Annotated in this window: 29 protein-coding genes; 3 read left to right on the top strand and 26 right to left on the bottom strand. The window is 59.8% G+C overall.

The genetic code is table 11. From position 1 onward, the window contains the following. The first annotated feature begins 25 nt into the window (after positions 1 to 25). Entirely contained in the window at positions 26 to 952 is a 927-nt protein-coding gene (locus A7317_RS05855; RefSeq protein WP_024073759.1) for a LysR family transcriptional regulator, read from the top strand. A gap of 3 nt (positions 953 to 955) precedes the next feature. Here the strand turns inward: A7317_RS05855 and A7317_RS05850 are convergent, their stop codons facing one another. From A7317_RS05850 to A7317_RS05840, 3 genes are all read right to left on the bottom strand, one after another. After that, positions 956 to 1,318 carry a diacylglycerol kinase gene (locus tag A7317_RS05850; protein ID WP_017137081.1) on the bottom strand — a complete coding sequence of 121 codons (363 nt, stop codon included), beginning with the start codon at positions 1,316 to 1,318 and terminating at the stop codon, positions 956 to 958. A gap of 75 nt (positions 1,319 to 1,393) precedes the next feature. Beyond that, complete coding sequence (gene erdR, locus A7317_RS05845; protein WP_024073758.1) at positions 1,394 to 2,044, bottom strand: response regulator transcription factor ErdR; 651 nt, start codon at positions 2,042 to 2,044, stop codon at positions 1,394 to 1,396. Positions 2,045 to 2,295: 251 nt separating this feature from the next. Next, entirely contained in the window at positions 2,296 to 3,015 is a 720-nt protein-coding gene (locus A7317_RS05840) for a tRNA-uridine aminocarboxypropyltransferase (protein WP_069075371.1), read from the bottom strand. Between the two features lie 198 nt (positions 3,016 to 3,213). Here A7317_RS05840 and A7317_RS05835 point away from each other — a divergent pair, with 198 nt between their 5' ends. Then, entirely contained in the window at positions 3,214 to 3,654 is a 441-nt protein-coding gene (locus tag A7317_RS05835) for a PA3611 family quorum-sensing-regulated virulence factor (protein ID WP_024073755.1), read from the top strand. 135 nt (positions 3,655 to 3,789) lie between these two features. Here the strand turns inward: A7317_RS05835 and A7317_RS30560 are convergent, their stop codons facing one another. Next, positions 3,790 to 3,954: a hypothetical protein gene (locus A7317_RS30560; RefSeq protein WP_155766381.1), complete on the bottom strand. Its 165-nt coding sequence runs from the start codon at positions 3,952 to 3,954 to the stop codon at positions 3,790 to 3,792. A gap of 78 nt (positions 3,955 to 4,032) precedes the next feature. On the opposite strand from A7317_RS30560, the gene A7317_RS05830 reads away from it, so the two are divergent. After that, positions 4,033 to 5,145 (top strand): TIGR00730 family Rossman fold protein, encoded by a 1,113-nt coding sequence (locus tag A7317_RS05830; RefSeq protein ID WP_024073754.1) that lies wholly within the window; start codon positions 4,033 to 4,035, stop codon positions 5,143 to 5,145. A 191-nt stretch (positions 5,146 to 5,336) separates the two neighbouring features. Here the strand turns inward: A7317_RS05830 and recX are convergent, their stop codons facing one another. The 22 genes from recX to A7317_RS05725 form a co-directional block, all read right to left on the bottom strand. Then, on the bottom strand, positions 5,337 to 5,804 hold the full coding sequence (recX, locus tag A7317_RS05825) for a recombination regulator RecX (RefSeq protein WP_024073753.1): 468 nt from the start codon (positions 5,802 to 5,804) through the stop codon (positions 5,337 to 5,339). 8 nt (positions 5,805 to 5,812) lie between these two features. Then, positions 5,813 to 6,871: a recombinase RecA gene (gene recA, locus A7317_RS05820; RefSeq protein ID WP_024073752.1), complete on the bottom strand. Its 1,059-nt coding sequence runs from the start codon at positions 6,869 to 6,871 to the stop codon at positions 5,813 to 5,815. Positions 6,872 to 6,954: 83 nt separating this feature from the next. Next, entirely contained in the window at positions 6,955 to 7,455 is a 501-nt protein-coding gene (locus A7317_RS05815; protein WP_024073751.1) for a CinA family protein, read from the bottom strand. Positions 7,456 to 7,536: 81 nt separating this feature from the next. After that, complete coding sequence (locus tag A7317_RS05810) at positions 7,537 to 8,037, bottom strand: lysis system i-spanin subunit Rz (RefSeq protein ID WP_069075370.1); 501 nt, start codon at positions 8,035 to 8,037, stop codon at positions 7,537 to 7,539. Then, a complete protein-coding gene (locus tag A7317_RS05805) occupies positions 8,025 to 8,582 on the bottom strand; it encodes a glycoside hydrolase family 19 protein (protein WP_069075369.1) in 558 nt (185 codons plus the stop codon). Before A7317_RS05805 ends, A7317_RS05810 begins: the two co-directional genes overlap by 13 nt. A gap of 22 nt (positions 8,583 to 8,604) precedes the next feature. After that, positions 8,605 to 9,615, bottom strand: coding sequence for a contractile injection system protein, VgrG/Pvc8 family (locus tag A7317_RS05800; protein ID WP_069075368.1), 1,011 nt, complete (start codon positions 9,613 to 9,615; stop codon positions 8,605 to 8,607). Positions 9,616 to 9,624: 9 nt separating this feature from the next. Next, entirely contained in the window at positions 9,625 to 9,837 is a 213-nt protein-coding gene (locus A7317_RS05795) for a tail protein X (protein WP_069075367.1), read from the bottom strand. After that, on the bottom strand, positions 9,830 to 10,213 hold the full coding sequence (locus tag A7317_RS05790; RefSeq protein ID WP_024073746.1) for a phage tail protein: 384 nt from the start codon (positions 10,211 to 10,213) through the stop codon (positions 9,830 to 9,832). Before A7317_RS05790 ends, A7317_RS05795 begins: the two co-directional genes overlap by 8 nt. Next, the gene (locus A7317_RS05785) at positions 10,213 to 11,307 is read right to left on the bottom strand and encodes a hypothetical protein (RefSeq protein WP_335717261.1); all 1,095 of its coding nucleotides are present in this window, start codon (positions 11,305 to 11,307) and stop codon (positions 10,213 to 10,215) included. The genes A7317_RS05790 and A7317_RS05785 overlap by 1 nt, the downstream gene beginning before the upstream one ends. Positions 11,308 to 11,364: 57 nt before the next feature. Continuing rightward, entirely contained in the window at positions 11,365 to 11,490 is a 126-nt protein-coding gene (locus tag A7317_RS31290; RefSeq protein WP_024073744.1) for a hypothetical protein, read from the bottom strand. Beyond that, the gene (locus A7317_RS05780; protein ID WP_069075365.1) at positions 11,487 to 12,059 is read right to left on the bottom strand and encodes a phage tail assembly protein; all 573 of its coding nucleotides are present in this window, start codon (positions 12,057 to 12,059) and stop codon (positions 11,487 to 11,489) included. Before A7317_RS05780 ends, A7317_RS31290 begins: the two co-directional genes overlap by 4 nt. Positions 12,060 to 12,108: 49 nt before the next feature. Next, positions 12,109 to 12,615 carry a phage major tail tube protein gene (locus A7317_RS05775; RefSeq protein WP_024073742.1) on the bottom strand — a complete coding sequence of 169 codons (507 nt, stop codon included), beginning with the start codon at positions 12,613 to 12,615 and terminating at the stop codon, positions 12,109 to 12,111. Then, a complete protein-coding gene (locus A7317_RS05770; RefSeq protein WP_069075364.1) occupies positions 12,615 to 13,781 on the bottom strand; it encodes a phage tail protein in 1,167 nt (388 codons plus the stop codon). The genes A7317_RS05775 and A7317_RS05770 overlap by 1 nt, the downstream gene beginning before the upstream one ends. Positions 13,782 to 13,783: 2 nt before the next feature. Further along, the gene (locus tag A7317_RS05765) at positions 13,784 to 13,984 is read right to left on the bottom strand and encodes a hypothetical protein (RefSeq protein WP_069075363.1); all 201 of its coding nucleotides are present in this window, start codon (positions 13,982 to 13,984) and stop codon (positions 13,784 to 13,786) included. Positions 13,985 to 14,067: 83 nt separating this feature from the next. Further along, positions 14,068 to 14,304 carry a tail fiber assembly protein gene (locus A7317_RS05760; RefSeq protein ID WP_069075362.1) on the bottom strand — a complete coding sequence of 79 codons (237 nt, stop codon included), beginning with the start codon at positions 14,302 to 14,304 and terminating at the stop codon, positions 14,068 to 14,070. A 9-nt stretch (positions 14,305 to 14,313) separates the two neighbouring features. Continuing rightward, on the bottom strand, positions 14,314 to 15,066 hold the full coding sequence (locus A7317_RS05755; RefSeq protein WP_069075361.1) for a hypothetical protein: 753 nt from the start codon (positions 15,064 to 15,066) through the stop codon (positions 14,314 to 14,316). Between the two features lie 67 nt (positions 15,067 to 15,133). Continuing rightward, entirely contained in the window at positions 15,134 to 15,676 is a 543-nt protein-coding gene (locus A7317_RS05750; protein ID WP_069075360.1) for a phage tail protein, read from the bottom strand. Beyond that, the gene (locus tag A7317_RS05745) at positions 15,673 to 16,311 is read right to left on the bottom strand and encodes a phage tail protein I (RefSeq protein ID WP_069075359.1); all 639 of its coding nucleotides are present in this window, start codon (positions 16,309 to 16,311) and stop codon (positions 15,673 to 15,675) included. Before A7317_RS05745 ends, A7317_RS05750 begins: the two co-directional genes overlap by 4 nt. Continuing rightward, on the bottom strand, positions 16,308 to 17,303 hold the full coding sequence (locus tag A7317_RS05740) for a baseplate J/gp47 family protein (protein WP_024073736.1): 996 nt from the start codon (positions 17,301 to 17,303) through the stop codon (positions 16,308 to 16,310). Before A7317_RS05740 ends, A7317_RS05745 begins: the two co-directional genes overlap by 4 nt. After that, positions 17,300 to 17,632 carry a phage baseplate protein gene (locus A7317_RS05735; protein ID WP_024073735.1) on the bottom strand — a complete coding sequence of 111 codons (333 nt, stop codon included), beginning with the start codon at positions 17,630 to 17,632 and terminating at the stop codon, positions 17,300 to 17,302. The genes A7317_RS05740 and A7317_RS05735 overlap by 4 nt, the downstream gene beginning before the upstream one ends. A gap of 9 nt (positions 17,633 to 17,641) precedes the next feature. Then, positions 17,642 to 18,253 carry a phage baseplate assembly protein V gene (locus tag A7317_RS05730; protein ID WP_024073734.1) on the bottom strand — a complete coding sequence of 204 codons (612 nt, stop codon included), beginning with the start codon at positions 18,251 to 18,253 and terminating at the stop codon, positions 17,642 to 17,644. Positions 18,254 to 18,256: 3 nt separating this feature from the next. Further along, positions 18,257 to 18,772, bottom strand: a complete 516-nt coding sequence (locus tag A7317_RS05725; RefSeq protein WP_024073733.1) for a hypothetical protein — start codon at positions 18,770 to 18,772, stop codon at positions 18,257 to 18,259. Positions 18,773 to 18,784: the final 12 nt, after the last annotated feature.

Genomic DNA, 18,784 nt, shown 5'->3' with positions numbered 1-18,784 from the left:
GATAAGGGTTATCGGTTATATCGATATGCGATTTACTCTCCGTCAACTGCAAGTCTTCGTCGCCGTCGCCCAGCAGGAAAGCGTGTCCCGCGCTGCTGGTCTCCTGGCCTTATCTCAATCCGCCGCCAGCACTTCGATTACCGAGCTGGAGCGTCAATCCAGCTGCCAATTGTTCGACCGCGCCGGTAAACGCCTGAGCCTCAACGCCCTCGGGCACCAGCTGTTACCCCAGGCGGTGGCCCTGTTGGACCAGGCCAAGGAAATCGAGGACCTGCTCAACGGCAAGTCCGGTTTCGGCTCCCTGGCGGTCGGCGCAACCCTGACCATCGGCAATTACCTGGCCACCCTGCTGATCGGCAGCTTTATGCAGCAGCACCCCGAAAGCCAGGTGAAGCTGCATGTACAGAACACAGCCAATATCGTGCACCAGGTGGCCCACTATGAAATTGACCTGGGTCTAATCGAAGGCGATTGCAGCCACCCGGATATCGAGGTGCAAACCTGGGTAGAGGATGAACTGGTGGTGTTTTGCGCGCCGCAGCACCACCTGGCCAAGCGCGGCATAGCGACCATGGAAGCGTTGACCCATGAAGCCTGGATCCTGCGGGAGCAAGGCTCAGGTACACGACTGACCTTCGACCAGGCCATGCGCCATCACCGCAGCGCGCTGAATATCCGCCTGGAGCTGGAACACACCGAGGCGATCAAGCGTGCAGTGGAGTCCGGGCTGGGGATTGGCTGTATTTCCCGATTGGCGCTGCGTGATGCCTTCCGCCGGGGCAGCCTGGTGCCCGTGGAAACCCCGGACCTGGACCTGGCCCGGCAGTTCTACTTCATCTGGCATAAACAGAAGTACCAGACCTCGGCCATGCGCGAGTTTCTCGAACTGTGCCGCGCCTTTACCGCCGGGGTACAGCGCAGCGACGAGATCGTGCTGCCGAGCATTGCCTGAGCCTTAGATCAGGATCACGGCCCACACCAGAGTGATCATGGTCAGGGCCACGAATTGCGCGGCGCTGCCCATGTCCTTGGCGTTTTTCGACAGGGGATGACGGTCCAGGGAAATGCGGTCGATCGCCGCCTCTACCGCCGAATTGAGCAATTCAACGATCAAGGCCAGCAGGCATACCGCAATCAGCAACGCACGCTCGACGCGGCTGACGTGCAGGAAGAAGCTCAGTGGGATCAGGATGACGTTCAACAACACCAACTGACGGAAAGCCGCCTCGCCGGTGAAAGCTGCGCGCAGGCCATCCAGGGAGTAGCCCCCTGCATTGAAGATACGTTTGATACCGGTTTGACCCTTGAAAGGCGACATAGATGTAGGCAACTGAACCAAAGGAGTGGGGAAACTAGATCAAGCAAAGTCAAAAAAGCGTGAAGCAATGACCGCTTAATGCTGCGAAATTGACTCAAGTTGTTGCAAGAGCAGTGCTGCCTGGGTACGCGTACGCACGCCCAGCTTGCGAAAGATGGCTGTCACGTGGGCCTTGATGGTCGCTTCCGACACGCTCAACTCGTAGGCGATCTGCTTGTTCAAGAGGCCTTCGCAGACCATGGTCAACACCCGGAACTGCTGGGGTGTCAGGCTGGCCAAGCCATCACGGGCGGCCTTGGCCTCGTCGGACACGTTGATTTCTTCAAACGCTTGCGGCGGCCAGGACACATCGCCCTCCAACACCGCGCGCACGGCACGCTGGATCGCTTCCATGGAACTGGACTTGGGAATGAAACCACTGGCGCCAAACTCCTTGGAGCGCACCACCACGTCGGCCTCTTCCTGGGCCGAGACCATCACCACCGGAATCTGCGGGTATTGCCCGCGCAGCAGCACCAACCCAGAGAAACCATAGGCGCCGGGCATGTTCAGGTCGAGCAGCACCAGGTCCCAGTCGGATTTTTCGGTGAGGCGGGTTTCCAGCTCGGCAATGCTGGCCACTTCGACCAGGCGGACATCGGGGCCCAGGCCCAGGGTTACCGCCTGATGCAATGCACTGCGAAACAGCGGGTGGTCATCGGCTATCAGGATTTCGTATGTGGCCATTGATTAAATGATCCTGTTTTTTATGGCAGCCCTGATGGGTTCAGGGTTCGCCAGTACACAAGGCGACGGCCAGGCAGCCATCGCCACAGGGCAGGCTCAACGTCAAAAACACCTGGAACGACGTTGAAAACTCACGGTTGCGCCCTGATCGGCGCCCAGCATGCCCAGCGCAGCCTGGGGGGTCAAGCACTACGCCCGTGGCATTTTAGCGAGTTGTGGGGCTGCAGTGCCATCATGCAAACGTCGTCTGGTTATACCGCCGGGATATAGGGTGCAAGACGAGTATGGACGATGTCTGCCAAGTCCAGCGGTAACTGGAACTTGGCGGCCAGGTAATGGGTGCTGAACACGTCGAGATAAGCATCCAGCACTTCGCTCGCGGCCTGGTCGGCGGCCAGCTCCAGGCACAGCGCGGCCACTTCGGCGGTGCAGAAGTGATCATCCCGCTTGGAACGCCGCAGTTTATAGCGCGACAGTTGCTCCGGGGCCAGGCTCAGGACAGGCAGATGCTCCAGATAGGGGCTTTTGCGAAACATCTTGCGCGCTTCGCTCCAAGTGCCGTCCAGCAGGATAAACAGCGGGCGCTTGCCCTCCCCTACGACGACTTCGCTGACCACTCGCTCAGGTGCGACAAATTCGCCAGGGAATACGATATACGGCTGCCATTGCGGATCTGCGAGCAAGATGAGCAGTTCAGGATCGACCTCGGTGCGCGACCAGGCAAATGCACGGGTGTCGTCGATGACATCAGCGATCAGCCAGCCGGTGTTGCTCGGTTTCATCGGTTCGACGTCGTGCATCAACAGGCACATCGCAGACCGGGCCTCGACCCGAGGCCGCCAGGCACACAGGCAGTATTGCGGGATCACCCGGCAGCCGGGGCAGCGCTCGGCGCGGGAGCCACGGTTGACAAAAGGCCTGACGGCCCGCGCCAGGCGTTGGGTGCGCAGGCGGGAGACGGCATGGCTCATTGGATGCGCCGCACGGAAGAGGAAATCGACACTGGGGGAACTCGAGAAGGGCTTAAGTGGCCGCAGTTTACCAGAGCCCGTCGTACTTCCCATCGATACGCCTGGCTGTCATGGCAAGGGGTCCACTATAATTGCGCGCCACTGAACGCATAGCGCAGTGGCTGGTCTATGCACCAGTAACCGAATCAGGAGAGTTTCATGCTGCGTTCCATGCTGCGTCTTGTTGCCCCATCCGTCGCGCTCGCGTTGGTCCTGCCTGTGGGCGCCCAGGCAGCCTCGTTGCTGGAGGCGCAAATGAACAAGAAGCTGCAAAGCGTCGCGGCCGAAAGCAACAAGGAGCTGCCCCGGGAAATTGACGAAAAAACCCTGGAAGTGGCCTACACCGTCGAGGGAATGCAACTGATCGACCACCTCAGCGTGCTGCCTGATCGCGCCGAACAGATGCGCGCCAACCCCAAGGCAGTGTATTTCCAGCTGGGTCAGAGCGTATGCCTGAACAAGGGCTACCGCGAGCTGATGGCCAAGGGCGCGGTGATGCGCTACGAAATCACCGAGAACAAGACCAACCGTCCTGTGGCATCAGTGAAGTTCGTGGAAGCAGATTGCCCGGCACCGGCTGCGGCGAAAAAGAAAAAGTAATGTGGCTTGGCCCTCGCGCGCGGCTGTCCAGCGGCGCGCCGATTTCCCCGATTCCGTTTCCAGCTGCAGTCAAACTACCGTGATGAGCGACCAATAAGCGGTTGCCAGCCAAGGGTTTTTCGGCCCATGATCAAGTCATCCCAGCAGCCCTTCTACAGCGGTCTTCACGCCGTCCTGTAACATTTTCAGGGCAAAAGAGGGTTGCCCTCCTGCAACTTGCAGTGCAAAGGTTTTTACATCACAAGGAACATACAGAGCCCGCTTTGCCGCTTGGCGAACATTGTTCATTGCCTTGGGCATGCAGCGACACATGCAGTGTCGTGGCGACGGACGAATATCTCGTCGTTGACCTGGCCTCTGTGAAGAAGGAGACGTTGAATGCCTTACGAACCGAATGACCGCCTGCTTCAGCATTTTGAAGCAAACGGAGCTGACCTTACACAGCAGGTCGACGCTCAACTCCAGCTGATTGCGCCTGACAGCCCTAACATCCCCCTTTATCGCGACATGATCCTGACCGTTCTGCGCATGGCCCAGGACGACAGTAGCCGGTGGAACGCCAAGATCACCTTGCAGGCGATCCGCGAGCTGGACCACGCTTTCCGTGTACTGGAGCAGTTCAAGGGCCGGCGCAAGGTCACGGTGTTCGGCTCGGCACGCACGCCTGTCGAGAGCCCGTTGTATGCCCTGGCCCGTGAAGTCGGTGCCGCGCTGGCCCGATCAGACTTGATGGTGATCACCGGTGGCGGCGGCGGCATCATGGCGGCGGCTCACGAAGGCGCAGGCCTGGAACATAGCCTTGGGTTCAACATCACCCTGCCATTTGAACAGCACGCCAACCCGACCATCGATGGTACCGAGAACCTGCTGTCCTTCCACTTTTTCTTCACCCGTAAACTGTTCTTCGTCAAGGAAGCCGACGCGTTGGTGCTGTGCCCAGGCGGTTTCGGCACGCTGGATGAAGCGCTGGAAGTGCTGACGTTGATCCAGACCGGTAAAAGCCCACTGGTACCCGTGGTACTGCTGGACGCACCTGGAGGCGGTTTCTGGCAGGGCGCCCTGGACTTTATCCGCAATCAACTGGAAGCCAATCGCTATATCCTCCCCACTGACCTCAAGCTGATACGCCTGGTGTACAGCGCTGAAGAGGCCGTCGAAGAGATCAATCAGTTCTATGCCAACTTCCATTCCACGCGTTGGTTGAAGCGTGAATTCGTGGTGCGCATGAATCACCCGCTCAGCGAGCGTGCGCTGGCTCATTTGCAGAACGAGTTCGCCAGCCTACGGTTGAGTGGAGAGTTCCAGCAGCTTGCCTATACCGGCGAGGAGCATGATGAACCGAGGTTCAGCCATTTGACGCGACTGGTGTTCAACTTCAACGGACGCGATCAGGGCCGGTTGCGGGAGTTGGTGGACTACATCAACTTGCCAGAGAACTGGGCGCAGTCCCAGGGGAAGACGCAACAGCGAGTAGCGCCGCAGCCGGCGTGAAATCCAGAAACGCGACGCAGAATCCAGAAACGCAAAAAGGCCCGGCTATTTTCATAGCGGGCCTTTTTTTGGGGCAGTTTTTGGTGGTTCAGGTTTAGATTGAGGGTGAGGCTATTGGGGCTGCTTCGCAGCCCAACGCGGGGCAAGCCCGCTCGCCACACAACGCGCCTGTTCAACACACAGCAAGGTGCTCAGTCGTCCATGTCTCGGCCACTGAGTAAGCGGCTGATCATTTCCATCGAAAAACCGCGATAACTCAAGAAGCGCCCCTGCTTCGCGCGTTCCCTGGCATCAATTGGAAGGTGACCGGCAAACTTGCGGCGCCAGGTGTCCTCCAGTTGCGACTGCCAACTGATACCGCACTCACGTAGGGCAATGTCTATATCGGCGCGCTGCAAACCGCGTTGGCTCAGCTCTTCGCGAATCCGCGCGGGGCCGTAGCCGGAACGGGCTCGGTAGGAGACAAAGCTTTCGAGGTAGCGGGACTCCGACAGCAGCCCTTCTTCCGTCAAACGGTCAAGGGCGGTCTCGATCATCTCAGGCTCCGCGCCGCGCTGACGCAGTTTACGCGTCAGCTCGACTCGACCATGCTCGCGGCGAGCAAGCAGGTCCATTGCGGTGCGCCGAACGGCGACAAGTGTATCCAGTACAACAGTCATCGTTTGCTTCAGATGTCAGTGTCGACTTCTTCTACTTCTTCAACCGGCTCGCGATTGGCGGCCGCTTTCACGTCTGGCGTAGGGGTCAGCAGCTTGTCGCGAATCTGCTTCTCAAGGGTCGCCGCGATATCCGGGTTGTCTTGCAGGAACTTGGCCGAGTTGGCCTTGCCCTGGCCGATTTTGCTGCCGTTGTAGGCATACCAGGCACCGGACTTCTCGACAAAGCCGTGCAGCACGCCCAGGTCGATCATCTCGCCGTTCAGGTAGATACCCTTGCCGTAGAGAATCTGGAACTCGGCCTGACGGAATGGCGGGGCCACTTTATTCTTCACGACCTTGACGCGGGTTTCGCTACCGACAACCTCGTCACCTTCCTTCACCGCGCCCGTACGACGGATATCCAGACGAACCGAAGCGTAGAACTTCAGCGCGTTACCACCGGTGGTGGTTTCCGGGCTGCCGAACATGACGCCGATCTTCATCCGGATCTGGTTGATGAAGATCACCAGGCAGTTGGCATTCTTGATGTTACCGGTGATTTTACGCAGCGCCTGGGACATGAGGCGGGCTTGCAGGCCCACGTGCATATCACCCATTTCGCCTTCAATTTCAGCCTTCGGTACCAGGGCAGCCACGGAGTCGACCACGATCACGTCGATGGCGTTGGAGCGCACCAGCATGTCGGTGATTTCGAGGGCTTGCTCACCGGTGTCCGGTTGGGAAACCAGCAGGTCGTCAACGTTGACGCCCAGCTTGCCGGCATATTCAGGGTCAAGGGCGTGCTCGGCGTCGACGAACGCGCAAGTGGCGCCCATTTTTTGCGCCTGGGCAATCACCGACAAGGTCAGGGTGGTTTTACCGGAAGATTCAGGACCGTAGATTTCAACGATACGGCCTTTTGGCAGGCCGCCAATGCCGAGCGCGATGTCCAGACCCAGAGAGCCAGTAGAGATAGCCGGGATCGCCTGACGGTCATGATCGCCCATACGCATTACGGCACCCTTGCCGAATTGACGTTCGATCTGACCCAGGGCCGCAGCCAAGGCTTTCTTCTTGTTGTCGTCCATTAAAGTCCTCACGTAATCAATAAGGCCTGGCGGCCAACACCTGTATAAGTAGACAGTATTGTTCCACAAAGATCAGAGATCGCCTACCCCTGATTTTCTATTTCTGCTGCAGCTCGTCGCAACAAGCCCTCCAGCGCGGCCTTTACCGTTTGTCGGCGGACCTCGTCGCGGTTACCCGGGAAGTGCGCAAGCTCAGCGGTGACCTCGTCCCCGACGCCGAAGGCCAGCCACACCGTGCCCACCGGTTTTTCCGGCGAACCGCCATCGGGCCCCGCCACGCCACTGACCGCCACGGCAAAACGCGCCAGGCTTTTTTCCTGGGCGCCGCGGACCATCGCCTCCACCACTTCTTGGCTGACCGCGCCGACTTTGGCGAACAGCGCCTCAGGCACGTTCAACTGGCGGGTCTTTTGCCGGTTGGAATAGGTGACATAGCCGGCCTCGAACCACGCCGAACTCCCTGGAATCCGCGTAATAGCCTCGGCAATACCGCCACCGGTACAGGATTCAGCCGTGGTGACGTGGGCATTGAGCACCTGTAAACGGCGACCCAGTTCAGCGGCAAGTTGGGTGATTTCTTTCACGGTCGTCTCCTGGAGTGGGCGGGCGTTTGCCTACCCTACAGGAGCCTATCGACCATGCAAGTTGCAGCATGTATCCAGAGACTAACGCGCAACGGCACGCACATAGGCCTGGCAGGCACGCAAGGCGATCACGGCGTTATCACCGTCGTCGGTGATGGCGATAATTCGCTGAGCATGCGCCGGGTCAAGTCGGGCTCGCGGGGCTGCATGAACCACGCCGCCGGAGGCGGGGGTGGCGGGCATTGTACTGCCTCTGGCGGGGTCGCTGGCGTCGAGAAGGACTGACAACCGCACATCAGCAGTGGCCAGGCGGTCGCGCAGAGCTGCTTGAGTACGTTGGGCATCGCTTAACTCCCGAGCGTGTTGTTGATCGCTGGCGCTGAGCTGTTGTTCCAACGCCTGCCGTTTATCGTTCTCCGCCTGTTGTTGACGCAAAGCCACTAGATGCTGCTGGCTCAACGCCCGCGCCTGGGCAGACGCCTCGCGCTCAAGCTGCGCACCATAGCGCCAGGCCTGCACCTGCCAAGTCAGCGCGATCAACAGGCAAGCGCCGATCAGCCGGCAAACCGTCAGGTAACGCATAAGACCGCCTTCGCCCGCGCCCATAACTGCAAGCGGTTTTCCAGCCCATTGAGCCCACCGTTTATGCGCCGGGTGATAGCGGTGAACTGGTCCTTGTCGGACAGCTCATTCAGGCCGTTGCTCTGCCAGAACCAGGCGGCCGACTCGACAGCCCATTGCGGTTGCTCCAGCAGTTGCGGTTGACGCAACAAACGATCATCGCCAAACAAGGCCTGGCTACAGGCCAGGTAATTGCGCCGGCCGGTAATTTGGATCAGCCCCCTGCCCCGGTACAGCTGACCATCGCCATCCGCTTCGGGGCTATTGCCCAGGCGTACGGCCAGGCCGCCGGTATCGTATTTGCTCAGGTATTGATCGCTGCCCAGTTCACGGACGTAACGCAGCTCGCCGGATTCGTGGCCGATCTGAGCGAGGAAGGCGGCGATGCGCTTCGCACGGTCAATCTCGAAGCGAACGAAAGCCGCATTCAAGGGCGTTAAAAAAACGCCCGCTCTCAGGCGGGCATCCGGCATAACGCCAAGCAGCTGGGGGAGTGTTATCACCATTGGTTTTACTCTCGAAAAGTCTCTATATCGACAACCCACCCGCCGTGATCGAACTGCGGTATCCCGTCGCCGGATCGCCGACATGCACCACCTGCTTTATCGACCATCGTCCCTGCATATAAGACGGCCAGCTCTCATCCAGCACCAACAGCCCTTCCGCGGCCAACAATGGATTGCCCGGGCAATCGATCACCAACTTCAAATTTTCACGCCCCACACGGCGTAGTTCGCCTTCAGCAACGGCGCGGGCTTCGGCTTCGTTCTGGTAGCGTTGGCGCAAGGTTTTGAACGGAGCATTCCCCACCTGAACCACACGCTGCCTGCCGGCGGCGGCATCCCACCAACTGGCGCGGCAACCTTCGTATTTCGAGCGTGATTTTTCGTCGAGTTTGGCGGTGATAAAGCTCTGTTCACCGGGGCGGTTATCCTCAGTCACCGACAGCTTCACTTCCGGTAGTAACTGGCCGGAGAGCGACTTGGCTCGGCCGGCTTCGGCCAACACATAGAGTTCGTTAAACGGTTTGGTGACCGCACTATAGAGGCGGGCAAGGCGCGAAATGAACGCCATGTCACTTTCGTTGGACTGGTCGATGTGCGCGATCGCAATCCCCTCCAGCGCGGGCGCAACTCGCGGTGAATAGCCGTGACGACTGACCAGTTGGCGAAACAGCGCGCCAAGGGTTGTCGGGCCATAACTGGCGGATCGACGCTGACGGTAACCCGTTGCATCGACCACGCTGAAGGGCGCTGCCGTGGCCACGATCATCAAGCGCATTGGAAACAGCACCGGGGTGCGTTGGGTGACAACAAACTCGCCCTTCTCCACCAACCCCGATTCCAGGTAACCGACACGCAAGCCGATCTTGCCGTTCAGAGTGGGCAGGCCGTCCAAGCCCTCGATATTGAGGGTCAGCTCCAGCCGGTCAGTCTCAATGCCCGCCGCGTCGGTGTGGCTCCAGCGCATCAAGCGCTGATTGAGCAGCGCCGCATTGGCGCCATAAAACTCCACGATAGGCGTAAATCCCTGTGCCATGCAGCCTCCTTAATCCCAGGCCAAAACGGGGCGCACCGCCACCGGCCGCGCGCGCATTTCAGGCACGATCACCCACACGCCGGCCGGTAACACCGGGCCATATTCGGCAAGCTCGGGGTTCAGGCGCCAAAGGGTTTCTTCCGCCGCGTCATCGCAACGACCCAATTCCCGATAAAGCAACAGGTTGACCGAATCACCGGCGATACTTCGCACTCTACGCATTGACGAATTCCTCCAATTCCAGCGTCCAGGCCATGACCATGGCGGTGCCGTCATCGATCACATTGCTCTGCGTTTCCACGATCGAATTGATCCGCCACAAGCCCCAGTTACGGCCGATGCCATCAACCAGGGGCAACGGCGCCCGCGCATTTTGCAGCGCGCGCAATTCGTCCAGGCGCTGCATGCCTACGCCGTACATGGCCGTGCCGCTGAATGTGAGTTTTTCCAGTTTCTGACCGCTCTGTCGCGACTGCGACTTGCTGGCAATAATAGCCAGGTCACTCCAGCCGCCGTCGCTGTTACGGACCAACGAGGAATAGGCAAATCCTCGAGACAAACCGAAAATAAAGTCGCCGAGCACCATTTGTTGTCGCATCAATCACCTCCAGGAGAATCGGCCAGTGCTGCATTGCGTCGGATGCCGAGGGCGTCGCTGAACATCGGCAGACACTGAAACTGCAGCGCCTGGATCACCTGGTTGACGACCTGCTGGGCATCGGCGGGGTTGACGCCGGTGATCTGGATACTCGGGGCGAGGGTCACTTGCACGTTGTCCGTGCGCGCACTGCTGAGTTCCTTACTCACCGCACCGGGTGTTGGCAGGCGATCACTTGACCCGAACAATTTGCCTCCGATCCAAGCGCCTGCCTCGCTGCCCAGCAGGCCGCCGATTGCGCCGCCGACAGCGGTGCCAACGCCGGGGAAAACCATCGTGCCAATGGCCGCACCTGCGGAGGCGCCGGCCCAGGCGCCACCGGCGGTGCTCAGGCCTGAGCCGATGGCATGTGCATCGCCGTTGCGTACACCTTGGATCACGTCCAGGGAGGCTTCGGCGACCCTAAATGGCCCAAGCCGCCGGATGCCGAGGGATTCGAATTTGCCAAGGGCATCGGTCAAGGCCCCCGAGGGCAGGTTGGCCGCGGACGCTGGCGGGTTAGCCATGGCAAAAGCTGGATAGTTTTGTGAGGGCGCTCCCGAATGAAAACCCATTGGCGAGCCGCCCAAAGCCTGGCCGGGTTGCTCGAACAGGCGACGTAATCTTGTATTACGCCCGCTGATGTTTTTGCGCCCTTTGAACACCTTGCCAAGGGAACCTGCGACAAAATCAATGGCTTTTTCGGCGAGCTTGCTTTTGAACGCGTCCCACAATTCGTCTCCAGACTCCTTGATCGCGCTCATCACAGGACCATCGGCGGGCTCCTTCGCCTTCTCTTCCGGCGCGCTCGCGGTGACGTCGGCCTGCTTGGGCGCCAGGGAATTTCCATTGATGAACAATGTGCTGTTGAGCGCCTCCAACGCCTCACGCAGCCGCACCTGCTCCTGGGTCAATGCGTTGATATCCACACTGAGTGTGACCAACGCAGAGCGCAGCTCCAACGGCGGCTGCGCTGCGGCATCCAGGCTCACGGGTGCCACAGCGCTTGTGGAAAACGGTGCAAGCACATTGCCTAGATCCGCGTCGCCGATCATCCAGCGGTAGTCTTCCTGGGCGAGCTTGATCCCATATTTAGTCTCTTGCATTCCGCTCTACTCCTGTTTAACGCCAAGGCGAGTGATCGCAATGTCGTAGCGGCGCAATGCTTTGGCGGCGTCCCACTCCAGGATCTCCGCTTCATTGACCGAGTACACCAGCGGCACCACATCGAGGATCACGTCGATGTCGCGTTGCGAAAGAAGGCCGCCGGTTGATTTAAAAAATCGTCGATGCGCTCCTGCAATTCGGTCCAATCGGGCACGGTCAGGCCGGCAAGGTCAGGGATCATCAGGCCGGTGCAGTGAGCGGTAATGAACTCGGCGCGCTCTTTGTTGGTGGCGAGTTTTTTCATCACCTTGGTGGCGCGCAGCGCAGGCATTTCCAGAGGCAACTCGGTCAGGGTGCGACCGGCGGCCTCGAGAGGCAGCAGCAAATGGACAGGCTCGTCGTGGCTCACTTCCTGGCGCTCATCCAGAAAGAAGGACGCAGGGCGCGTCGACATTTCGTGTACGTACTGAGCGATGCTGACGTAGTCCGGGCGCTTGAGTTGGTCGAGCTCTTTTTCCGACAGGCCGGTGGCGAGTTTCGCCAGTTCGAAAAACTGGTCGTCCTCGTCGTCACCGGCCCGGGCCAGCGCTTCTTTTTGCGCAGCGTAGAACAGCGGCTTGAGTTGAATCTTGTCGATCACCGCGCCGGTATCGGCGGTGATCGGGGACAGCAGCAGGTGCAGCGGTGGCATCCAGGCCATGGGGCTCTTCCTTGGTGAAATAGGGGGCGAGCACTCCCGCCCCCAAGGGTTAAGGCATCAGCACAGCACGGCGCGCATCACCGAGAATGTCGACGCCGTTGAGCACGAACTTCTGGGTGCGCACATCGATGTCGATCACCGGAATGCCGTTTTCCAAGCGGTTGTAGGTGCGGCAGGACAGCTCCAGGGTGGTGGTGGGCTTGTCGCCCATCTTCAGCTTCGCCTCGGCCAGGGATTTGAGCTTGCCGCCGACGGTGTGATAGGTGAAGTAGGTCTTGCCGTCCTGGTCCTGGCCGGCTTCGCGCACGTTCAGCAGGATGTCGTCACCCAGGCGCACGCCCAGGGCCAGCATGACTTCCGGGCCGGCGCCTTGCAGCACCAGCGTGGCGCCGAGCACCTTGCCGCTCTTGGCCATTTCCTCGGCGATAAAGCGCCCGCCGGACATGGGCTCCATGTCGAACTCGATCTTCGGCGGAGTGAACTCCTCCACCGTCGCGGACAACGGCAGGCCTTGAAGGGTGGCCGCGATGGCCTGTCTGACTCGGTTGGTAAACATTAGAGAACGTCCTCCAGGAACTGCTCGATGATTTCATCGCGAGCGTTGAGTTGATAAACCATGTGCTCGTTTGGCGCATAACGGCCGTAGTCGATGACGATGAACCAGGTGCCGTTCTTGTACTTCTCGACACTGTTCAGTTCCGGGTGCAGGTACACACTGCCGCCGGGGATGGTTTCGTCGGCGACCAGGGTTTGCAGCCAGTCGTTGATGCCCTTGACCTCCTGGTCCATGAAGGACTTGGTGAGGTTCTTGGCCATGGCTTTCTGACCGGCCTTGACCAGCTTGCGGCTGATCGCATCTTCCAGGCCGACGTAGCTGATGAACTTGCCGGTGATGGAGCGGTTACCCAGCAGCGAAAAACCGCCCAGGATGGTGCGGGCGTAGTAGCTCACGCCGTAGCGGTTGAGCAGGTCGCCTTCGGTGGAGGTGTCGAGGATGTTGTACTCGACCACGCGGGAAACGTCCTCAGCGAACGTCACCTGGTTGCCTGGGCTTTCCCATTGCTTGACCTTGGCCAACGCCGCAATGGCCAGGGACGACGGCGATAGGAACACATTCTTCTTCGCCGCCTTGGAGTACACCGACGGCATGTTGTGCACCAGCAGGCAACGGTCGAAACCGAGGTCGGCACCGCCCAGTTCGCCGCTGTAGGTCACCTGGTCGGCCACCGAGGCGTCCTTGCCATCCAGCACCACGCGGGCCTTGATGCGCTTGCCGAACGCGGCGAACTCACCGGCCACCGCCTTGGTGCCGGTGAAGCCTGGGGCGCCGATGATGGTCAAGTCTTCCGGCACGCTGGCCAGTGCCGCCAGGCCCAACTTGCGACCGGTGACCGGCTCGTTGCCGCCGATCACATTGTTGACGGTATCGGCCGGGGTCGCGCCCTCCTCCACGATCACCACATAGACCGGCACCTTCACCACTTTGAGGATCTGGTACACGGCATGGAACAGCGTGCCGGTCTCGGCACCGGTCGGGTCCAGCAGCGCCTGGGTGGTGAAGCTGTTGATGCGAAACGGCGCGTTTTTCGGGATCGATGCATGGGCATTCGGCGCGGTGCCGACCAGGCCGATTACGTTGTCACCCAGGCCACCCATGGCCTCGGGGGATTCAGTGGCATTCACGGTGATGCCGTTGTGCTCGAAGTTCAAAACCTCAGCCATGATTAGTCAGCCTTCTTGGTGGTGGCCTTTTTGGCCGGGGTGGTGTCCTTCGCGGCGAGCACGCTGGTCAGTTCCAGGCGGCCAGCGGTGCGCAGGGCGGATGCTTCGATGTCCAGCAGGTCCAATTCCTCGCCGACGGTGGACCAATGGCCGCCTCCGGTGGGGAAAGGGATGAGGACGGTGTAGGTTTGGCGGTTTTGCATAGGGACAAATCTCCGGGTGGAAAACGCCAAAGCCCCTGCGGGAGGGGCTTTGGGAGGCAAAAAAAAACCGCTTTCGCGGTAGGTTATTTAAGGAAAGCGGGTTTTTCCGGCCAAATCACTGCATCGGGGTCCGCGCCTTGATCCGGGATGTCTCGAAGCCCTTGACGATAAACGACGAACGCCGACTTGTTTTTATCCAACATTGGATAGTCGGGCATTGCGGCGTAATCACTGGCTGACAAGTCTTTATCGCGAGCACTACGAATGACTTGCCATTTAATGAGTGGATGAAGTTCTGCAGGTACAAAAATTGGTTTCATGGTCTCTCCTTAATTCAAAGCCAACATAGTTCCCCAGTCGCCGGGACTGGTAACCACCCCCGTGCAAGCACCTGCCAACATCACTTCGACAATACCGGAAGCGGAAGTACGCATAGGATGAAGGTGATAATAGGCGCCGAATAGTTCACTGGGTGCAACAACCGCCGAACACCAGCGCCATTTCCCTTTAACCGCCCCGCTACTCCAGGCCCCCGTGATTGAACCCTCCACGACACGCACAAAAGCACCCAACGTGATATACGAGTTGAGCGGAACCGCACCTGTTCCATTAGCAAGCGCAGTATCAACCGTATAAGGGAAAGCAAGCCAAGGACTCGCATCGGCGGTGGCCCATTTTAATTGCCACACATTAACGATCGTCCGCCAATACTCACTCGCCCTGATATCGAAGCCAGGAAATTGTTCGCGGACATCTGCCTGAACCTGAAGCATGAAATCCACATCTGCCTGCGGACGACCTGTAGCTTGAGACGTGGTGGTAATCGACCGAAGTTTGCTGCTGGTAACCTCGCCGTGAATCCCCCAATTTTCGATCAACTTCCCATCCGCACTAGGATACAAGTTGAAGTTCTTGGTAACTGCAAGCCTGGGCAAACGGCTCTTCAGATCCAAAAGCTGTGCATCGTAAGCGCGCCGGGCATCCGCAATCGCCTTATCTATCTCACCTACCTTGCCAGTCACGACACTGGTAAGACTATTCGCCGCGCTGACGACGGCCGCCAGTTGCTGTTCTGTACTCAAAATCAGATCTCCTTATCTGTTTGATCATTCAGTAGAATCTCACTGGTCAACACCAAGAAACTCACATTCAAAAATCACCATTCCTATGTTCAAGTTTCATCACGCGAAACAACAGTCCGACCCCTCTGGCCATAGTGTCAACACTGGCAGCAGAGAGTGTCGCCAACTCATCGACCAGTAGCACATTGAGGTTTTCACTCCCCACCACAATCGTCACACTGTTCGCTGGCAACGGCGAAATATCCAGCGTGAACTTTTGCAGTACTCGCGCTGCCGCCGCTTTATACGTCAACAACTTCCCTGCCACGGAATACACCGCTAGCAAAGTCCCGCTGGCGAGATAAAACCCGAACTCGCCGATTTCATATTCGGCCTCGCCGTCAAACAGTGCGGCCATCCTGAGTTGCCGGTCGCCCAGGTTCTCGTAATCCACAATGGCGACCCGCTGGCGCTCGTCACGCAAGGCCACTTCCGTGCCGTCTGGGTTGTAGCGGCCGGTGCCGGCGCCGATGTGGGTGATTTCGCCTTTCAAGCCCTGGTTCTTTGCCTGGAGCACTTCATCCAATCCCTTGGAGGTGAAGCGCACCAGGCGCGTAATGTCATCTGTCATGGCTGCGCCCTGAGGTCGTAGTCGTTAAGGGTGTAGTGCCGGGCGACGCCGGCACTGTTAAGTCGAGCGCCTAAGGCCAGTTCGGGTAACGCGCCTTGCAGGCTTAACTCGCTGTCGTTAAAAGGCGCGTGAACAATCGCGGTCAGGCCAAGGCGTCCTTGCGTCTGGTGAACCACGGTAATCGTCGCTTGGTCACGCTCGCTCTTCGCGGCGTTGATACGCCGAATCAGTCGGTTATGGTCGCCGCTGGACCAACTGCGCCCGATAATCGCCTGCACATCGAAGGTGTAAGGCGCCCCCAATGGCCGCTGTTGATACCAGGCGCGGATGTTGGGGCTGAAACCCAGCGATTCCACCGCATGGCTCAAGGCCTTGGGTAGGCCCGCCTGGCGCTGGATCTGCCAGGACAAACCCACGGTGAGACGCTTTTCCGTCTCGCTGGCATCCGCGTCCCATTCGCTGACGCCTCGGTCGGCGGCCAGGTATGGGAGGAATTCGGAGGGCGTTTGCAGCGTGTTCATCAGCGCCGGAAACGGCGGCATGACCCGCTCGAGCAACGTGCCGAATCCCAGGTCCAGCGCCTTTTCCATCGGTGAGCTATTGGCGGGCAGCAGACTCGATTTGGCTTCACTCATAGCGTGCGCACCTCCACCTCGACACCCGTGCAATACGGGGCCTGGAACGCCGTGCTGATGATCGGCTCCAGCGGTTCGAGGATGTGCAGTTGCGCGGCGCCGGCGCTGTGGATGGCGTAGTCGATCCAGCTTGGGTCGACCCGGCCTTCCAGGCGATGACAGGAGTCGGCGTAGGTTTGCAGCAGTTGCTGCGCAGCCACTTGAGTCAGGCCCGAATCCGGTCCGGCATTGATCTTGGCCACCACACGAATTTTGTACCGTTGAATCTGCGCAGCCTGCACGGTGACCAGATCGGTTTCCGGTCGTACATCCGGCCGTGCGAAATGTCGCCGCACACCGTCGAGTAAATCGGCGGAAGGTGTGCCATCCCCGTCCCTGGACAATACGGTGACCGTTACTTCGCCAGGTGCCGTACGTCGCCCGTTGCCATCCTTGACCTGGGCTGCGTAGCCGTCCGGATCGAAGGTGTAGGTGACGGTCACCACGCCCGGCGTGGCGCTCTGCACCTTGACCGACGGCCGCTCGCCGAGGGTGAACACTTCGCGGCGGTACTGCATGCGCGAACCCGCTGCCGGCGCATGGGGTGCCAGGTAATAGCGCAGGCGCGCATCGTCGTCGCTTTCCAGGGTGGGTGGCACCGGCGGGAAGGCGGCCGGGTCGCCGGGGTCGAGCACCTGGCGCTCCAGGCCCATGTCGGCCAGGCGCGCATCCAGGTTGCTGCCGGTGGCCCACCACGCCAGCATCTGCTTGATACGGGCGTTGTATTTGCGCTCATGAGTTTGCAGCCGAACGCAAAACGCTTCCAGGGCCAGGGTCAGCAGCTCGCTTTCGTTATCGAGGCTGACCTTGAGCTTGGCTGCGGTTTGCGGCGCGCGGGTGGCGACGTAGTCGACGACGAACGCCTTGAACTCCGCCAGCAGCGGTTCGAATTCATCGACCGCGATAATCGCCGGCTCCGCCAGTTGGTTCTGGCCAGGGATCAGCATGCTCATGTCACGACCTCGAAGGATTGTTGGCGGTTTTTCCAGGTACCGGCAAAACGCAGCAATAAACCTGCGCCCTGGCGCGTGGCGACAATGACCTGGGGTTGGAAATCGGCGATGCCGTTCTGGGTGGTGTAGAACGCTTGCGCGGCGTGGCTTTGGGCGAGGATCAGCAGATCGTCACCGAGGTTCTGGCCGAGCAATTGCGGGATCAGCGAGCCGTACAACGGGCGCTTCTGGCGAGTGCCCACGGGGGTGGTCAGCGCTCGGGTGGCACGCTGTACAAATTGCAGCCAGTCATCGACCGCTGCCCCGGTGTTCCTATCGATTCCGATCATGGCAAATCCTTATGCGCTGCTGATCACACGGCCCTGGTGATCCACCAGTGGGCCGCTCAAGTGCACACCGCCAGCGTCCAGCAGCAGGCCGACGGCACCGAGTTGCACAGCGATGTGATCGGCCGTCATTTGCAGGGTGGCGGGGCCGACTTTCACCTCGACCTGTTCGCGGGAACCGCTGAGGGTCGTGGGGCCGTTGGCCCAGTTGAAGGTGTGGCTGGCGTCGTCGTAATCGCTCTGGGTACCGTCCTGATAACGGCGTCGGGTCAACGACGCAACGCTGGAGACCGGCGGAAACAAGCTACTGTTGAGGCCGAAGAGAGCTACAGACTGCGCACCGCCCTCTCCACCGCCGTAGTTGAGCAACAGACATTGCTCCCCCACGGAAGGAATGCGGGTTTCGCTCTGCGCCCCGGCACTGGGGTTGAAGAAACGGATCGCCGGGCTGAGCAACTCACCGTGGCTGACCTTGCAGGTATTGCCGGCGGCGTCGACCTCCTGGCACACGCCAATGCGGCAGAAACTATCCGCGCGTCGATACAGGTCTTCGAGCTGGGCTTCCATTTCCGCCAGGCGCTCGATAATCGGCCCCAGTTGCATGCGTAACAATGCGTCGAACATGGCCTACTCCTGCAACGGGCGATATTGATCCGGATCGTCGATGTCCGAGACTTCCCAGGTGCAGGCAAACAACGGCGTACCTGTGGGATCTTCGAGCAGCGACGGGCCGAAATAGAGGTTTTGGGTGAAGGACACGGTCCAGCTGTCGTAGTCCGTTTCGTTACCGGTGAGTACCGTCGGTGCCGCGACGATGGCCGTGGGCAGGTCGCACTGATCAGGCGGCAGGCCCCAGCGGTTATCCAACGCCAGGTCCATCAATTGGCTAGCCAGGTCACAGGCGTCAAAAGCAGTAGCCCCGCTGGCAACCGTGACGCGGAGTGAAACCGCCAAGGCGTGGGCCTTGCGCCCTTCAAAGGAGCGAACGTCGGGGCCGTTGCGCTCCACGGTAATCAGCACACCGGTTCTGTCGCTGGCGCCCTGGAAGTCTTGATGATTGCCGACGCGCAATAGTGGAAAGGCGCGCTTGAGCGCTTCCCCAATCGCCACGGGGAGCTGGGAAGGTTTTTCGATAAGTGTCATGTAGTCGCGTCC

Origin of the sequence: Pseudomonas fluorescens (assembly GCF_001708445.1) — a bacterium.
Classification (GTDB): domain Bacteria; phylum Pseudomonadota; class Gammaproteobacteria; order Pseudomonadales; family Pseudomonadaceae; genus Aquipseudomonas; species Aquipseudomonas gorinensis.
The sequence above is the reverse complement of the archived record's forward strand: the minus strand, read 5'-3'. Positions and strand labels throughout refer to the sequence as shown.

Coding starts and splice junctions, on each gene's coding strand:
- A7317_RS05855 (WP_024073759.1), top strand. CDS start 26: ATGCGATTTACTCTCCGTCAACTGCAAGTCTTCGTCGCCGTCGCCCAG.
- A7317_RS05850 (WP_017137081.1), bottom strand. CDS start 1,318: ATGTCGCCTTTCAAGGGTCAAACCGGTATCAAACGTATCTTCAATGCA.
- erdR (WP_024073758.1), bottom strand. CDS start 2,044: ATGGCCACATACGAAATCCTGATAGCCGATGACCACCCGCTGTTTCGC.
- A7317_RS05840 (WP_069075371.1), bottom strand. CDS start 3,015: ATGAGCCATGCCGTCTCCCGCCTGCGCACCCAACGCCTGGCGCGGGCC.
- A7317_RS05835 (WP_024073755.1), top strand. CDS start 3,214: ATGCTGCGTTCCATGCTGCGTCTTGTTGCCCCATCCGTCGCGCTCGCG.
- A7317_RS30560 (WP_155766381.1), bottom strand. CDS start 3,954: ATGCCCAAGGCAATGAACAATGTTCGCCAAGCGGCAAAGCGGGCTCTG.
- A7317_RS05830 (WP_024073754.1), top strand. CDS start 4,033: ATGCCTTACGAACCGAATGACCGCCTGCTTCAGCATTTTGAAGCAAAC.
- recX (WP_024073753.1), bottom strand. CDS start 5,804: ATGACTGTTGTACTGGATACACTTGTCGCCGTTCGGCGCACCGCAATG.
- recA (WP_024073752.1), bottom strand. CDS start 6,871: ATGGACGACAACAAGAAGAAAGCCTTGGCTGCGGCCCTGGGTCAGATC.
- A7317_RS05810 (WP_069075370.1), bottom strand. CDS start 8,037: ATGCGTTACCTGACGGTTTGCCGGCTGATCGGCGCTTGCCTGTTGATC.
- A7317_RS05805 (WP_069075369.1), bottom strand. CDS start 8,582: ATGGTGATAACACTCCCCCAGCTGCTTGGCGTTATGCCGGATGCCCGC.
- A7317_RS05800 (WP_069075368.1), bottom strand. CDS start 9,615: ATGGCACAGGGATTTACGCCTATCGTGGAGTTTTATGGCGCCAATGCG.
- A7317_RS05795 (WP_069075367.1), bottom strand. CDS start 9,837: ATGCGTAGAGTGCGAAGTATCGCCGGTGATTCGGTCAACCTGTTGCTT.
- A7317_RS05790 (WP_024073746.1), bottom strand. CDS start 10,213: ATGCGACAACAAATGGTGCTCGGCGACTTTATTTTCGGTTTGTCTCGA.
- A7317_RS05785 (WP_335717261.1), bottom strand. CDS start 11,307: ATGATCGGCGACGCGGATCTAGGCAATGTGCTTGCACCGTTTTCCACA.
- A7317_RS05780 (WP_069075365.1), bottom strand. CDS start 12,059: ATGGCCTGGATGCCACCGCTGCACCTGCTGCTGTCCCCGATCACCGCC.
- A7317_RS05775 (WP_024073742.1), bottom strand. CDS start 12,615: ATGTTTACCAACCGAGTCAGACAGGCCATCGCGGCCACCCTTCAAGGC.
- A7317_RS05770 (WP_069075364.1), bottom strand. CDS start 13,781: ATGGCTGAGGTTTTGAACTTCGAGCACAACGGCATCACCGTGAATGCC.
- A7317_RS05765 (WP_069075363.1), bottom strand. CDS start 13,984: ATGCAAAACCGCCAAACCTACACCGTCCTCATCCCTTTCCCCACCGGA.
- A7317_RS05760 (WP_069075362.1), bottom strand. CDS start 14,304: ATGAAACCAATTTTTGTACCTGCAGAACTTCATCCACTCATTAAATGG.
- A7317_RS05750 (WP_069075360.1), bottom strand. CDS start 15,676: ATGACAGATGACATTACGCGCCTGGTGCGCTTCACCTCCAAGGGATTG.
- A7317_RS05745 (WP_069075359.1), bottom strand. CDS start 16,311: ATGAGTGAAGCCAAATCGAGTCTGCTGCCCGCCAATAGCTCACCGATG.
- A7317_RS05740 (WP_024073736.1), bottom strand. CDS start 17,303: ATGAGCATGCTGATCCCTGGCCAGAACCAACTGGCGGAGCCGGCGATT.
- A7317_RS05735 (WP_024073735.1), bottom strand. CDS start 17,632: ATGATCGGAATCGATAGGAACACCGGGGCAGCGGTCGATGACTGGCTG.
- A7317_RS05730 (WP_024073734.1), bottom strand. CDS start 18,253: ATGTTCGACGCATTGTTACGCATGCAACTGGGGCCGATTATCGAGCGC.
- A7317_RS05725 (WP_024073733.1), bottom strand. CDS start 18,772: ATGACACTTATCGAAAAACCTTCCCAGCTCCCCGTGGCGATTGGGGAA.